The following is a 13,772-nucleotide window of genomic DNA, read 5'->3' on the forward strand; positions in this document are numbered from 1 at the left end:
CTTAGCGCGTGCCGCCGGCCAGCAGCATCTTGGCCAATACATTCTTTTGCACCTCGTCGCTGCCGCCGTAAATCGTGGCAGCGCGCGAGAAACAGTAGTGCGGCATTGCATGGGCATGGCGTCCGCTGCCAAACTCGCCGCCGTCATGCCAGGGCCAGGCTTGCTCGGCGGCGATCTCGACGCCCAACTCGGCCAAGGTCTGTTGCACCGCCGTGCCCATGGTCTTGAGCAGCGAGGATTCCGGCCCCGGCGCCTTGCCCGAGGCGGTGGCGGCCAGCACGCGGAAGTTGGTGTATTCGAGCGCCATCAGTTCGATCTCGGCGCGCGCCAGCTTGAGCCGCATCGCCGCGTCCTCCATCAGCGGTTGGCCACCCGAGCGGCGCTCGGCGGCGGCCACGCGCAGGTTGGACAGGTGCGCCTTGCAGTCGGCCACGCCGGCAATGCTGGTGCGCTCGTGTGTGAGCAGGTACTTGGCAATGTCCCAGCCCTGACCTTCGCGACCCACCAGATTACTCTTGGGCACGCGCACATCGGTCAGAAAAACCTGGTTCAGGTGGTGTTCGCCGTCGATCGATACAATAGGTTTGACATCGATGCCGGGGCGGTCCATCTCGATCAGTAGGAAGGAAATGCCCTCTTGCTTTTTGCCGCTGTTGGCGGTGCGCACCAGGCAGAACATGTGCGTGGCCCAGTGCGCGTAGGTGGTCCAGATCTTGGAGCCGTTGATGACGTAATCATCGCCATCGGCCACGGCCGTGGTCTTCAGGCTGGCCAGGTCGGAGCCGGCGCCGGGCTCGGAATAGCCCTGGCACCACCAGTCCTCGCAGCGGCGGATGCGCGGCAGGTACTGCGCCTTTTGCTCTGGCGTGCCGAAGGCAATCAGCACCGGTCCGAGCATGATGACGCCCATCGACAGCCCCACCGGCGCGCTGGCCGCCGCGCGCTCCAGGTCGAAAATGTAGCGCTGCGTCGGCGTCCAGCCCGGCCCTCCATGCTCCTTGAGCCAGCCGGTGACCAGCCAGCCCTGGCTATCGAGTCGGCGCTGCCATTGAACGATGTCGTTCTTCTGCAGCATCTCTCCGGTGACGGCCTTGCGCTTGAGATCGGACGGTGTGTGGGCTTTGAACCAGGCGCGAACCTCTTGCTGGAACGCCATGTCTTCCGGGCTGAAATCGATGTCCATCGTGGGCCTTTCTGCGTTCGGCTTGCGCTTTAGATAGAGATGCCGCCGCCGCAGATCAGCGTCTGTCCGCTGACGTAGTTCGACTCGGGAATGCACAGCAGGTAGACCGACCCGGCTGCCTCCTCGGGCGTGCCGCCGCGACCCAACGGAATGGTGCGCTCCATCATTTCCAGCAGCTCGGGGTTGACGCCGACCTTGATCTTGCGACCCTCGACGTCGATGGAGGCATCGCCACTGGCTGGTGCCTCGGTCAGCCGCGTCTTGATCATGCCAAAAGCAACGGCGTTGACGTTCACCTTGTAGCGACCCCACTCCTTGGACAGCGCCTTGGTCAGACCAATGATGCCGGCCTTGCCCGCCGAGTAGTTGGCCTGACCGGCGTTGCCACCGGTGCCGGCGATGGACGAAATGTTGACCACCTTGCGAAACACCTCCTGCCCCGCTTCGGCTTCCTTGCGCGAGGCGACGCGGATGAACTCCGAAGCAGCGCGCAAAATCTTGAACGGCGCGGTCAGATGCACGTCGATGATCGCGTTCCATTGCTCGTCCGTCATCTTCTGAACCACGTTGTCCCAGGTGTAGCCGGCGTTGTTGATGATGATGTCCAGGCCGCCGAAGCCGTCGATCGCGGTCTTGACGAACTTTTCAGCGAAGCCGTCGGCAGTGACGCTGCCGGCACAAGCCAGCGCCATGCCGCCAGCGGCCTTGATGTCGGCCACGGTCTGCTCGGCCGGGCCGGCGTCCAGGTCATTGACGACCACCTTGGCGCCTTCGCTGGCGAGTTTCATGGCGATGGCGCGGCCGATGCCGCGACCCGATCCGGAGACGATGGCAACTTTGCCTTCAAGTGTTTTCATGGTGTGTCCTTGCTTGTGATTAAAAGGAAATAAATAAAAAGTCGGGCCGCCAAACGGAGGCCTCAGTTCAAGGCAACCAGTGCCTCGCCGGCCAGCGTGATTTCGCCTGTCGCCTTCGTCGCGCTGATTTGAACTCGCACGCAGGGCCGACCTGCATGCTCAATCTTTTCAAGCACCTTGCCCGTGCAGCGTATGCGGTCGCCGAGGTGGGTCATGGCCGCGAAGCGAACGCCATAGCTGAGGAGCTGGCGCTGCGGCACCCATTCGGTGAGCGCACGCCCGAGGTAGGCCATCGACAACATACCCTGCGCGAACACATCCTTCATACCCGCGCTGCGGGCGAAGTCGATGTCGATGTGGATCGGGTTGTGGTCACCCGACGCACCGGCGAACAGTGCCAGTGTGGTGCGGCTGATCGGTGGCAATTCCAGTACAGGCATGTCGTCACCAACATCCAGGATTTTTACTTGAGTGTTCATGAATAGTCCTTCAGGCGTGGCGCACGACGACCACCGAATGCAGGTCAGAGACATGCTCGCCGAGCTGATTGGTGACTTTCGTGTCGTTGACGACAAACTCGAGCGCGCCGCCCTTCTTGTCGTAGATGTCGGTGACGCGGGTCTGGAAGCGCAGCGTGTCGCCAGCGCACACCGGGGCGTGGTAGTCAAAGCGTTGCTCGCCGTGCAAGACCTTGCGCAAGTCGATCTTGAGCGTGTCGAGCAACGTCATCAACACCCCCGAATCGCTCTCGGCGCCAAAGATGAAGGTCGGTGGTGCCACGACGTTGCGGTAGCCAGCGGCCTGGGCGGCGCTCGCGTCGAAGTAGATCGGGTCGGTGGCACCGATCACCTCGGCGAAAAAGCGGATGCGCCCCTTCTCCACATCCCACAGCGTGGGCGGCACCTCGTAACCGATGAATTGTTTGTCAATCATGGGACTTCAGCTCCTGGTTTGCTGCGTCTGAGCTCAGCCGGCCTGGTAAAGCGTGACGACGCAAGCGCCGCCCAGCCCGAGGTTGTGCTGCAAGGCCACACGCGCACCCTTGACCTGGCGTTTGTCCGCCGTGCCGCGCAGTTGATGGGTCAGCTCGAAACATTGCGCCAGGCCGGTCGCGCCCAGCGGATGACCTTTCGACAACAGGCCGCCCGACGGGTTGGTCACCACCTTGCCGCCATAGGTGTTGTCGCCGTCCAGCACGAATTTCTCGGCGCCGCCCTCCGGGCACAGGCCCAACGCCTCGTAGGTGATCAGTTCGTTCTGCGCGAAGCAGTCGTGCAGCTCAACCACGTTCACGTCCTGCGGGCCGATGCCGGCCTGCTTGTAGACCTTTTGCGCCGCATCGCGCGCCATGTCGAAGCCGACCACGCGCATCATGTCGTGCGACTCGAAGGTGCTGGGGAAATCGGTCGTCATTGCCTGGGCGGTAATCGACACGCGGGTGTCGAGCCCATGCTTTTTGGCGAAGGCTTCGGAGCAAATCACCGCAGCAGCGGCGCCGCAGGTCGGCGGGCAAGCCATCAGGCGGGTCATCACGCCCTCCCACAGCATCGGTGCGTTCATCACGTCATCGACCGAGACCTCCTTGCGAAACAGCGCCAGCGGGTTGTTGGCGGCATGGCGGCTGGCCTTGGCGCGAATGCTGGCAAAGGTCGACAGTTGGGTGCCGTACTTGTCCATGTGCGCCTTGCCGGCGCCGCCGAAGTAACGAAGGGCCAGCGGAATTTCCGGGTGCCCGACGAGCTCGGCGGTGGCCCGGTCAAACTCCTCGAACGGCGTTGGCCTGTCCTCGAACTGGGCCTTGATGGCACCGGCGGCCATCTGCTCGAAGCCCAGGGCCAGCACGCACTCGGCGGCACCGCTTTGAATTGCCTGGCGCGCCAGGAACAGCGCCGACGAGCCGGTGGAGCAATTGTTGTTGACGTTGACGATGGGGATGCCACTCATGCCCACCGGGTAGAGCGCCCGCTGGCCGCAGGTGGAATCGCCATACACATAGCCCACATAGGCTTGCTGGATCATGGGGTATTCGACGCGCGCATCGGCCATGGCCTGGCGCACCGCCTTTTCTCCCATCACGTGATAGGGCTCGCTGGCGCCCGGTTTGGTGAACGGGATCATGCCCACACCGGCAACAATAACTTTCTGGTTCATCGCACTGACTCCTTGGGTTGAAATGTTTCGATCGAAACGTTTTGGACTCGGACACTGGGAGGCCGACGGCCTCAGCCGCCCTTGTCCGCGTTGGCATACTCGGTTTTGAGGTCCTTCTTGAGGATCTTGTTGGCCGCACTGATTGGCAGCGAGCTGCGGAAGTGAATCCGCTTCGGCGCCTCGAAGCCGGGCAGGCGGCCACGACAGAACTCGAAGATGACCGTATGTTTTTCTCCGGTTGCCTTCACCGCGAGGCGCAAGTTGTCGCCCACGTTCTGGCGGCGCAGCAGGTTCATCCCGAGTTCGTGGGTCAAGGCTGTTTCCTTAGGTCGAAGCGTCGTTTGTCACTGATGAAGGGTCGCGCCGCGAGCGGCGTGATCCGATAGGTGTCACGGGTGAATGCGGCACGGGTGACCACCTGCTTGAGCAACAGGTCGGCCCCCGCCAATGAATCCGCACCGATTCCGCCTCCCATGGCCGAAGTCTCCGGATCTCTGGCACTTCAGGTGAGCGCCTGCAACGAATCCTACCTAACGCTTGACAGTGTGGCAATCCCTCATTAAATTCGCGCAAACCCAAAGAGACCTCGTCCCCGCAGCTTGGGCGCGCGCCGTGACTCCTTGACCCGCAGCCCACGCATTGATAGGCATCCTTTATGTCCACGCCTCGCAGTTTTGCCCTCTCCGCCGACGACCGTGCCGTGCTCGAAGCCGCCGACAAGTTCGCGCGCAAGGAATTCGTGCCACTCGCGCGCCGCATGGACGACGAGGAGTGGTGGCCGTCTGATATCTTTCAGAGAATTGGAGCGGCTGGCTTCATGGGGGCCACCGTGCCTGCCGAGCATGGTGGCGCGGGCATGGACCTGTTCAGCTCGGGCCTGATCTGCCAGGCCTTTGCGCGCTGGAACCCCGCCATCGCCTTGTCCTGGGCGGCGCACGACAACCTGTGCGTCAACAACATCTACCGCAACGCCAACGAGGCGCAGCGCCGCCAATACCTGCCCGATCTGTGCAACGGCACAAAAATCGGCGCGCTCGGCCTGACCGAACCCGGCGCCGGCTCGGATGCGCTGGGCGCGATGCGCACCAGCGCGCGCCGCGAGGGCGACCTCTACATCCTCAACGGCACCAAGATCTACATCACCAACGGCCCGGTGGCCGACGTGCTGCTGGTTTACGCCAAGACCGCGCCGGAGTTGGGTGCCAAGGGCATTTCGGCCTTCATCGTCGAGAAGAATTTCCCCGGCTTCAAGGTGGCTCAAAAGCTCATCAAGATGGGTTTTCGCGGCAGCCAGACCGGCGAGCTGGTGTTCGACAACTGCCGCGTGCCGGCAGCCAACCTGGTGGGCAAGGAAAACGAAGGCGTCAAAATCGTCATGAGCGGGCTCGATCTGGAGCGCGCGCTGGTGGCTGGCTTGTGCGTGGGCATCTGCGAACGTGCGCTCGAATTGAGCGTCGAGTACGCCAGGACGCGCGTGCAGTTCGGCAAACCCATCGGCAGCTTCCAGATGGTGCAGGCCATGCTGGCCGAGATGTACACCGAGATCGAAGCCATGAAAACCCTGGTCTGGCGCACCCTGGCCGAGGTCAATGATCTGGAAGTGGGCGGCGGTGGCCGCGGCGATGCGCACAAGCTCACCGCAGCGTCCATCCTCTACGCCGGCGAAGCCTGCAACCGGGTGCTCAACAAGGCCGTGCAAGTGCATGGCGGTAGCGGCTACATCTGGGAGTCCGAGATCAACCGCCTGTTCCGTTGCATCAAGATCCTCGAGATCGGTGCAGGCACATCCGAGGTGCGCAAGATGATCATTGCCGAAGAACTCCTGCGCGGTTGATTCCCAAACCCGCATGGCAAGCGCAGCTGACCCCCACATAAGCAAGGATGCCTTGAAGATGCAACCCCCGTTGACCATCCGCTTTGAACAACGTGGTGCCGTGGCGTGGATCACGCTGAACCGGCCCGATGCGATGAATGCCCTGTCGGAGACAATGTGCGCCGAATTGCGCGATGTGACCGAACGTTGCGAGCGTGACCCGGCCATCCGCGTCATCGTGCTGACCGGTGCAGGCCGAGCCTTCTGCGCCGGCGCCGATCTCAAAGGCGTGTTCGAGAGCAGCGCTGGCGACCCCGGCCCGAGCGACCCGATGGGTGAGTTTCTCGATCTCGTCGGCGGCATGATGGATCGGCTGCGCGTGTGCCCCAAACCCACCATCGCCGCGCTGAATGGCCTGACGATGGCCGGCGGACTGGAGCTGGCCATGGCCTGCGACCTCATCATCGCCGCCGAAAGTGCCCGCATCGGCGATGCGCATGCCAACTTCGGCGTGTTTCCGGGCGCGGGCGGCGCGGCGATCCTGCCACGGCGCATCGGCGCCACCGCCGCCAAATACCTGCTGTTCACCGGCGACACCATGCCCGCACGCGAACTGGTTCCGTTGGGCCTGGTGAATCGCGTGGTGCCGGATGCCGAGCTGGTGTCCGAGGTCGAAAAAATCGCCTTGCGCATCGCCAGCAAGAGCCCGTTGGTGCTGCGCCGCATGAAACAGGTCGTGGCCGACGGGCTGGAGCAGCCACAGGCTTCGGCACTGCGGCTGGAGCGACTGGTGCTCGACGCGCACCGCCATTCGCACGACATACAAGAGGGCCTCGCGGCTTTCGTCGGCAAGCGCACGCCCGATTTCAAGGGCTACTGATTTCACACCGCTTCTTCTGAATGGACGCATTACCATGACCAACCCGCAAGCCGCCGTTTACATAGTCGGCGTCGGCATGACGCCGACCGGCAAGTTTCTTGACCGCGATATCAAGCAACTGACCGCCGCTGCCGTGAACGCCGCGCTGGCCGATGCCGGACTGTCCGTCAGCGACATCCAGTCGGCCTACTTTTCCAACGCAACACAGGGCGCACTCGAAGGCCAGACCATGATCCGCGGCCAGATTGCGTTGCGTTCGATGGGCTTCGAGTCCATCCCGATTTTCAACATCGAGAACGCCTGCGCCAGTGCCAGTTCGGCTTTCAACCTGGCGGTGCAGTATGTGCGCTCGGGGGCAGGAGAGATAGCGCTGGCCATTGGTGCCGAGAAAATGTTTTGCGCCGACAAAGCCAAAATGTTCAGCGTCTTCGACGGCGCCTGGGACGTGGCCACGGTCGAGGAGAACAAACGCAGGCTGCTGCACATGGGGCACGGTATTGAGCCGCCGGAAGGGTCCATGTCCAAGGCGCCCTACAGCCTGTTCATGGACATTTACGCCGCCTTTGGTCGCTTTCACATGCGCGAGTTCGGCACCACGCAGCGACAAATTGCCGCCGTGTCGGCCAAGAATCATGGCCATTCGGTGCACAACCCGCTGGCGCAATACCGCAATGCATACACCATTGACGAGGTACTGGCCGCGCCCCCCATCGCCTACCCATTGACGCTGCCGATGTGCGCACCCATCAGCGACGGGGCTGCCGCAGTCGTCGTGTGTTCCGAAGCAGCACTGGCGCGCCTGGCAAAGCGTGGGCGCGCCATCAAGGTGTTGGCATCGGTCATTGCCACCGGCAGCACCCGCCGCCCTGAAGACCTGGATCAACACATCACCGTCAAGGCTGCCAAACAAGCCTACGAACTCGCAGGCGTTGGCCCGCAAGACATTTCGCTGGCCGAGGTCCACGATGCCACCGCCATCGGCGAAATCGTGCAGAGTGAAAACCTTGGCTTCTGTGCGTTCGGCGAAGGCGGGCCGCTCGCCGAGCGCGGCGACACCACGATTGGCGGACGCATCCCGATCAACACCTCGGGCGGACTGGAGTCCAAGGGGCACCCGATCGGCGCCACCGGGCTGGGTCAGTTGCACGAACTGGTCGTGCAGTTGCGCGGCGAAGCGGGGGCCCGCCAGGTGCAAGGGGCCCGCCTTGCCATTGCAGAAAACGGTGGGGGCCTGTTCGGAATTGAAGAAGCCGTGGCCGCCATCACCATTCTCGGTCGCTGAAGGGCAAAAATGATTGTTCACGACAAGGTGGCTATCATCACAGGTGGTGCTTCAGGCCTGGGACGCGCGGTGGCTGATGCGCTCGCCGAAGGCGGCGCGCGGGTGTCATTGTTCGACCGCGATAGCGAGCGTGGTGTACAGGCAGCCACCGAACTGGGTTCTGCCGCCATGTTCGAGCAGGTTGATGTCACCAGTGAGTCACAGGTGCAGGCGGGCATCGACGCAACCCTGGCCCGTTTTGGCGCCATTCACATTTGCATCAACTGCGCTGGCGTGCCCGACGCAGCCAAGACCTTCTCCGATGGAAAACCCTTTCCCCTGGCACTGTGGGACAAGGTGATTGCCGTTAACCTGACCGGCACGTTCAACGTGCTGCGCCTGGCAGCCGTGGCGATGGCGCGCAATGAGCCTGAGGGTGATGAGCGCGGCGTCATCATCAACCTGTCGTCCGGTGCCGCACAGGACGGCCAGATGGGCCAGGCGGCCTACGCCGCCAGCAAGGCCGGGGTGATCGGCCTCACGCTGCCGGTGGCACGGGACTTGGCCGATCTGGGCATCCGCTGCGTAGCGGTTGCGCCGGGCTTGTTCGAAACGCCGATGGTCGCGGGCCTGCCAAAGAAGGTCGCACAGGCCATCGTTGACCGCATGATTCTGTTCCCGCGCCGCATGGGTCAAGCCAGCGAGCTGGCCCACCTGGTGCGCTCCATCGTCGAGAACCCCTATATCAATGCGACCTGTTTGCACATTGATGCCGGTGCACGCATGAGCACTCGCTGAACGAGACCGACAACACACCGAGACCAGCACCATGAATTTCCTCCCCACCGAAGAACAGCGCATGGCCGTGGAAGGCTTCACTCGCTTCCTGGAGACCGAACTGCGTCCGATTGTCGAACGCTACCAGCCCGAGAAGCTAATTGAAAAAGAGGTGATGCTGGAGATCTTCCAGAAGATGCTGCCCTACGGCATGGGCGGCAACGGCATCATTGCCGAGGAACATGGTGGCCTGGGCATGCCCTGGCTCACCTATGCACTGATGTATGAGCAACTCGCTCGCATCTCCGGCGACGTGGCAATCTCGCTGTTGATTCAGCAGCTCGGCGCCTATTCGCTGGAGGTCTGCACGAACGTGGCCATGCGTGAGAAATATTTGCCACGCATGGTGCGCGCCGAAATCATTGCCTGCAGCGGCATCAGCGAGCCCGGGGTCGGCTCCAACGTGGCTGAAGTCACCTGCCGTGCCCAGCGCGATGGCGACCACTACATTGTCACCGGGGAGAAAACCTGGATATCCAACGGCCACTACTCCGACTTTTGCATGGTCATCGTGCGTACCTCACAAGAAGGTTCTGGCGCCATCTCGATGATCTTGGTGGACCGCGCCGAACACGGCTACGAAAGCCGCAACATCGACAAGCTCGGGCTCAACAGCACCTCGACCGCTCAGCTGTTCTTCGATGGCGCGCGCGTGCCGGCCGCCAACATGATGATAGCCCCCGGCACCGGCCTGAAGAACACCATGGTGCTGTTCGAGAAAGCGCGTCCTATGGTCGGTCTTACCTCGGTGGGCATCGCACAGGCGGCGCTCGACAAGGCGGTGGCCTATTCGAAGGAACGCCGCCAGCATGGCAAGCCCATCGGCGGCCATCAATTGATCCAGGGCATGCTTGCCGAAGCCGCGACCGAACTCGACGCCGCGCGTCTGCTGGTCTACCGCGCCTTCAACCTGATCGACCACGGCGTGCGCAGCGAGGTGCAAAGCGCCATGGCCAAATGGTACGCGACCGAGATGGCGGTCAATGTCACGTCGAAAGCAGTGCAGATTCACGGCGGCAACGGCATAACCAGAGACTTCGGCGTTGAATTGTTGTTCAGAAACGCACGCATGATGCCGATTCCCGACGGCACCACCGAAATCCAGAAACTCATCATTGGCCGCGCCTTGACCGGCATCAACGCCTTCTCCTAACCCATGACCTCTAACTCCTCGATTAGCCCATCCAGCGAGGCTTCGGTGCTGCAGGCGCGGGACATCACCTTGCGCTTTGGCGGTGTCACCGCGCTGGCCGAGGTCGCCATCGATGTGCGTGACAACGAGCTGCTGGCCATCATTGGGCCCAACGGCGCGGGCAAGAGCTCTTTGATGAACGTGCTCAGCGGCTTCTACCTGCCGCAACAAGGCAGCGTTCACTATCGTGGTCAAGACATCAAAGGCCGCGCGGTGCACCAGATCGCGCGCGAAGGCGTGGTGCGCACTTTTCAGGGCACCCATTTGTTCTCCAACATGAGCGTGATCGACAACATCCTGGTCGGCCGCTACAGCAAGATGCGATCCAATCTGGCGCAGGCATTTCTCTACTTTCCCTGGACCCAGCGTGAAGAAACGCTGCACCGGGAGGCAGTCGAGGAAATCATCGACTTCCTTGAAATTGAGAATATCCGCCACCAGCCGGTAGGCGCGCTCGGCTACGGTCTTCGCAAGCGCGTTGACCTGGGCCGTGCGTTGGCGATGGAACCCAAGGTTCTGTTAATGGATGAACCCATGGCCGGCATGAACACCGAAGAAAAAGAAGATCTGGCCCGTTTCATCATAGACGTGCGCGAGGCCAAGCGCATCCCGGTTGTGCTAGTGGAGCACGACATGGGGGTGGTCATGGATCTGGCAGACCGCGTGGCGGTGCTCGACTTTGGCCGCAAGATCGCCGACGGCACACCTGCACAAGTGCAGGCCGACCCGGCCGTGATCCAGGCCTACTTGGGAGCTGCGGCATGAGTGCGACCGACCCCTCCCCAGAAGTCGTCATGACCCTGCCGCAGAAGTTGTTCGCCCACGCCCGGGAACATCCACAGTTGCTGGCGCAGCGCGTCAAGCGCAAAGGTATGTGGCGCTGCCATACATGGGCCGACGTGTTTGATCGAACGCGCAGCATTGCACTTGGCGCGGCGGCGCAGGGCCTGCAGCGTGGCGAAACCGCGATTGTGATCGGCGAGAACGAACCAGAGCACTACTGGGCGCTGTTTGCGGCCCAGTCACTGGGCGTCAAAATCGTATCGGTCTACCCTGACGCCACCGTCGACGAGTTGCACTACCTGTGCGAGGATTCAAACGCCCGCTTCATCTTCGCGCAGGATCAGGAGCAGGTTGACAAGGCGCTTGCGCTGCTGGAGCGGCTGCCCGACATCCGGGGAATCGCCTACTGGGACAACTCGGGCATGTGGTCGTACCGGCATACGCTGCTGCAATCCTTTGATGACCTGACCGCTGAAGGTCGGCGCCAGCACGAGAGGCACCCGCAGCGCTTCGAACGTGAAGTTAACGCCGGCCAAGCGGATGATTTGGCACTACTGACCTACACCTCCGGCACCACCAGCAAGCCCAAGGGCGTGATGATCAGCCACCGCTGGCTGATGGATAACGCGGTTCGGATGAGGAGCGCGTTGCCGCTGGAAGCCGGCATGGAATATTTGTCTTACACGCCGCTGGCCTGGATCACCGAGCAGTTGCTGGGCGTGACCCTCGGGCTGATCACGCCGCTGGTGGTCAACTTCCCGGAAGGCCCCGACCAGGTCTTGCCCAACGTGCGCGAACTTGCGCCGCACATCGTGCTGTTTGGCCCGCGCCAATGGGAGAACATCGCCGCCACCATCGAGGCGCGCATGCTCGCCGCGAGCTGGATGGCACGCGGCATCTACCGCTGGGGCATCCGCATCGGCCATGACGTGCATGTGGCGCGACTCGAAGGGCGCGCGGCACCGTGGCTGTCGCGCCTGCTGCTGCCTGTGGCCGAGGCGCTGGCCCTGCGCCCGGTACGCGATCAGTTCGGCTTTATTCGCAGCGATGTCGCGGTTTCAGGCGGCACCGCCATGGCGCCCGACGTGTTTCGCTTGTTTCACGCCATGGGCGTCCATTTGCGCAATATTTATGGCTGCTCGGAGTTTGGTCTGATTGCTGGCCACCGCGGCGAGCGCTACGACCTCGAAACCGTAGGCCCGCTGCTGGATGTGGACCCAGCCTTCGGCGCGCCGCTGGAATCGCGCATCGAGGACAACGGCGAGCTGCTGCTGCGCGGCGGCACCGGCTTTCTCGGCTACTGGGGCAAGCCCGACAAAACCGCCAGCATCCAGCGCGATGGCTGGTACGTCAGCGGTGACGCAGTGCGCGAGACCGAGCGCGGAGAACTCGTGTACCTCGACCGCGCGGAACACCTGGTCAAACTCGCCAGCGGTCACTCGTATCCCCCGCAGTTCATCGAGACGCGTTTGCGCTTTTCGCCCTTCATCAAGGATGTGATGGTGCTGGGCGACACCACCCGGCCTTGGGTTGGAGCGCTGATCAACATCGACATGGCGGTGACCAGCCGCTGGGCCGAGGAGCGGCGCATTGCATTCTCCACCTTCACCGACCTGTCGCAGCGGCCCGAGGTGCGGCAACTGGTGCAGGGCGAAATCCGCCGCATCAACAAACTGATGCCCGAGAGCTCGCGGGTGGTGCGTTTCGCTAATTTTCCGAAGGAGCTCGACCCCGACGAAGGCGAACTCACCCGCACGCGCAAGCTGCGCCGAGAGTTTCTCGAGGTGCGCTATGGAGCGCTGATTGACGGACTGTATGCAGGTGTCGCCGACATTGCCTGCGAAATAGCCGTGACCTACCAGGACGGCCGCCAGGGCGCGTTGCGCGCAACCGTGGTGGCCACAGACATCGACCAGACACACACACCATGATCATCGAATTCATCAACTACACCATCAACGGCGCGCTTCTTGGCCTGCTGTATTCACTGGTGGCCATGGGCTTTGTCGTCATCTACCGCGCCAGCAAGGTCTTCAATATGGCAATTGGCGAGATGATCGTGCTGGGCGCCTTTCTGCTATGGTGGGCCATCCAGTCGCGCGGCATGCATCCGGTGCTGGGCATCGCTGTTGCACTGTGCATTTCGATGCTGATCGGGCTAGTGATTGAACGCCTGCTGTTCAGGCGCCTGATTGGCGAGTCGGTGTTCTCTATGATCATGGTCACCATCGGGCTGCTGATCCTGATGCGTGGACTGGTACTGGCGATCTGGGGTCCGCAGGAGCGTCAGTTCCCCGCCATCTTTCCCCTCACGCCAATCATCTTTGGCGAGATGATCATCCCGCGCTCGCTCGCCATTGGTGGCCTCATCGCGGTGCTCGCGGCGGTGGCGCTGCACTGGTTCTTCAACCGCAGTCGCAGCGGTCTGGCGATGTCGGCGGTCGCCGAAGACCACCAGATCGCTCTGGCCATGGGCATCAGCGTGCGCCGCTCCATCGCCTTCGCTTGGGCGCTTGGCGGCGTTCTGTCGGTCATCACTTCGATGGTTTACCTGAGCGGCAAGTCGCTGACCTTCCTGTCCTCTGAAATCGGCTTCGCCGCCCTGCCGGTGGCCCTGCTGGCCGGGCTCGAGTCCATCGGCGGTCTGCTGCTGGCGGGCATTATCGTCGGGGTCGTGCAGGGACTGACCGCCGCCTACATCGACCCGCTGATCGGCGGCAATGCAGCCGCCGTCGTCCCCTATATCTTCATGCTGGTGGTGCTGGTGGTTCGTCCGACCGGTATGTTCGGCTGGAAACGCATTGAAAGAGTTTGA

General features: G+C 62.6%; 14 protein-coding genes. 8 read left to right on the top strand and 6 right to left on the bottom strand.

The genetic code is table 11. The features are described from left to right. Window position 1: 1 nt before the first annotated feature. The 6 genes from ACSQ3Y_RS32635 to ACSQ3Y_RS32660 form a co-directional block, all read right to left on the bottom strand. Complete coding sequence (locus ACSQ3Y_RS32635; RefSeq protein ID WP_436180248.1) at window positions 2-1,183, bottom strand: acyl-CoA dehydrogenase family protein; 1,182 nt, start codon at window positions 1,181-1,183, stop codon at window positions 2-4. Window positions 1,184-1,212: 29 nt separating this feature from the next. Then, entirely contained in the window at window positions 1,213-2,040 is an 828-nt protein-coding gene (locus ACSQ3Y_RS32640; RefSeq protein ID WP_127806066.1) for an SDR family NAD(P)-dependent oxidoreductase, read from the bottom strand. Between the two features lie 62 nt (window positions 2,041-2,102). Then, a complete protein-coding gene (locus ACSQ3Y_RS32645) occupies window positions 2,103-2,519 on the bottom strand; it encodes a MaoC family dehydratase (protein WP_177134676.1) in 417 nt (138 codons plus the stop codon). 10 nt (window positions 2,520-2,529) lie between these two features. Next, window positions 2,530-2,973, bottom strand: a complete 444-nt coding sequence (locus ACSQ3Y_RS32650) for a MaoC family dehydratase N-terminal domain-containing protein (RefSeq protein WP_177134673.1) — start codon at window positions 2,971-2,973, stop codon at window positions 2,530-2,532. A gap of 33 nt (window positions 2,974-3,006) precedes the next feature. Continuing rightward, on the bottom strand, window positions 3,007-4,191 hold the full coding sequence (locus tag ACSQ3Y_RS32655) for a lipid-transfer protein (protein WP_177134671.1): 1,185 nt from the start codon (window positions 4,189-4,191) through the stop codon (window positions 3,007-3,009). Window positions 4,192-4,262: 71 nt separating this feature from the next. Continuing rightward, complete coding sequence (locus tag ACSQ3Y_RS32660; RefSeq protein WP_177134668.1) at window positions 4,263-4,505, bottom strand: hypothetical protein; 243 nt, start codon at window positions 4,503-4,505, stop codon at window positions 4,263-4,265. A 341-nt stretch (window positions 4,506-4,846) separates the two neighbouring features. Between ACSQ3Y_RS32660 and ACSQ3Y_RS32665 the strand changes: the two genes are divergently transcribed. From ACSQ3Y_RS32665 to ACSQ3Y_RS32700, 8 genes are read left to right on the top strand one after another with little or no spacing between them, the layout of a single operon-like run. Then, the gene (locus tag ACSQ3Y_RS32665; RefSeq protein ID WP_177134667.1) at window positions 4,847-6,025 is read left to right on the top strand and encodes an acyl-CoA dehydrogenase family protein; all 1,179 of its coding nucleotides are present in this window, start codon (window positions 4,847-4,849) and stop codon (window positions 6,023-6,025) included. A gap of 58 nt (window positions 6,026-6,083) precedes the next feature. Further along, the gene (locus tag ACSQ3Y_RS32670) at window positions 6,084-6,884 is read left to right on the top strand and encodes an enoyl-CoA hydratase/isomerase family protein (RefSeq protein WP_050813860.1); all 801 of its coding nucleotides are present in this window, start codon (window positions 6,084-6,086) and stop codon (window positions 6,882-6,884) included. A 34-nt stretch (window positions 6,885-6,918) separates the two neighbouring features. Next, window positions 6,919-8,166 carry a thiolase family protein gene (locus tag ACSQ3Y_RS32675; protein ID WP_436180249.1) on the top strand — a complete coding sequence of 416 codons (1,248 nt, stop codon included), beginning with the start codon at window positions 6,919-6,921 and terminating at the stop codon, window positions 8,164-8,166. Between the two features lie 9 nt (window positions 8,167-8,175). Then, a complete protein-coding gene (locus ACSQ3Y_RS32680) occupies window positions 8,176-8,943 on the top strand; it encodes an SDR family NAD(P)-dependent oxidoreductase (RefSeq protein WP_056278319.1) in 768 nt (255 codons plus the stop codon). Window positions 8,944-8,974: 31 nt separating this feature from the next. After that, a complete protein-coding gene (locus tag ACSQ3Y_RS32685; protein ID WP_436180250.1) occupies window positions 8,975-10,135 on the top strand; it encodes an acyl-CoA dehydrogenase family protein in 1,161 nt (386 codons plus the stop codon). 3 nt (window positions 10,136-10,138) lie between these two features. Then, complete coding sequence (locus tag ACSQ3Y_RS32690) at window positions 10,139-10,939, top strand: ABC transporter ATP-binding protein (RefSeq protein ID WP_056278313.1); 801 nt, start codon at window positions 10,139-10,141, stop codon at window positions 10,937-10,939. Then, window positions 10,936-12,888 (top strand): AMP-dependent synthetase/ligase, encoded by a 1,953-nt coding sequence (locus tag ACSQ3Y_RS32695; protein WP_436180251.1) that lies wholly within the window; start codon window positions 10,936-10,938, stop codon window positions 12,886-12,888. The genes ACSQ3Y_RS32690 and ACSQ3Y_RS32695 overlap by 4 nt, the downstream gene beginning before the upstream one ends. Then, window positions 12,885-13,772: a branched-chain amino acid ABC transporter permease gene (locus ACSQ3Y_RS32700; protein WP_436180252.1), complete on the top strand. Its 888-nt coding sequence runs from the start codon at window positions 12,885-12,887 to the stop codon at window positions 13,770-13,772. The genes ACSQ3Y_RS32695 and ACSQ3Y_RS32700 overlap by 4 nt, the downstream gene beginning before the upstream one ends.

The organism is Acidovorax sp. LjRoot66, assembly GCF_964253305.1.
In the GTDB taxonomy this organism is placed as follows: domain Bacteria; phylum Pseudomonadota; class Gammaproteobacteria; order Burkholderiales; family Burkholderiaceae_C; genus Acidovorax.

Bases quoted from the DNA above. Each gene is read 5' to 3' on its own strand.
- ACSQ3Y_RS32640 (WP_127806066.1), bottom strand. From the start codon at position 2,040: ATGAAAACACTTGAAGGCAAAGTTGCCATCGTCTCCGGATCGGGTCGC.
- ACSQ3Y_RS32685 (WP_436180250.1), top strand. From the start codon at position 8,975: ATGAATTTCCTCCCCACCGAAGAACAGCGCATGGCCGTGGAAGGCTTC.
- ACSQ3Y_RS32700 (WP_436180252.1), top strand. From the start codon at position 12,885: ATGATCATCGAATTCATCAACTACACCATCAACGGCGCGCTTCTTGGC.
- ACSQ3Y_RS32695 (WP_436180251.1), top strand. From the start codon at position 10,936: ATGAGTGCGACCGACCCCTCCCCAGAAGTCGTCATGACCCTGCCGCAG.
- ACSQ3Y_RS32665 (WP_177134667.1), top strand. From the start codon at position 4,847: ATGTCCACGCCTCGCAGTTTTGCCCTCTCCGCCGACGACCGTGCCGTG.
- ACSQ3Y_RS32670 (WP_050813860.1), top strand. From the start codon at position 6,084: ATGCAACCCCCGTTGACCATCCGCTTTGAACAACGTGGTGCCGTGGCG.
- ACSQ3Y_RS32650 (WP_177134673.1), bottom strand. From the start codon at position 2,973: ATGATTGACAAACAATTCATCGGTTACGAGGTGCCGCCCACGCTGTGG.
- ACSQ3Y_RS32690 (WP_056278313.1), top strand. From the start codon at position 10,139: ATGACCTCTAACTCCTCGATTAGCCCATCCAGCGAGGCTTCGGTGCTG.
- ACSQ3Y_RS32675 (WP_436180249.1), top strand. From the start codon at position 6,919: ATGACCAACCCGCAAGCCGCCGTTTACATAGTCGGCGTCGGCATGACG.
- ACSQ3Y_RS32645 (WP_177134676.1), bottom strand. From the start codon at position 2,519: ATGAACACTCAAGTAAAAATCCTGGATGTTGGTGACGACATGCCTGTA.
- ACSQ3Y_RS32655 (WP_177134671.1), bottom strand. From the start codon at position 4,191: ATGAACCAGAAAGTTATTGTTGCCGGTGTGGGCATGATCCCGTTCACC.
- ACSQ3Y_RS32635 (WP_436180248.1), bottom strand. From the start codon at position 1,183: ATGGACATCGATTTCAGCCCGGAAGACATGGCGTTCCAGCAAGAGGTT.
- ACSQ3Y_RS32680 (WP_056278319.1), top strand. From the start codon at position 8,176: ATGATTGTTCACGACAAGGTGGCTATCATCACAGGTGGTGCTTCAGGC.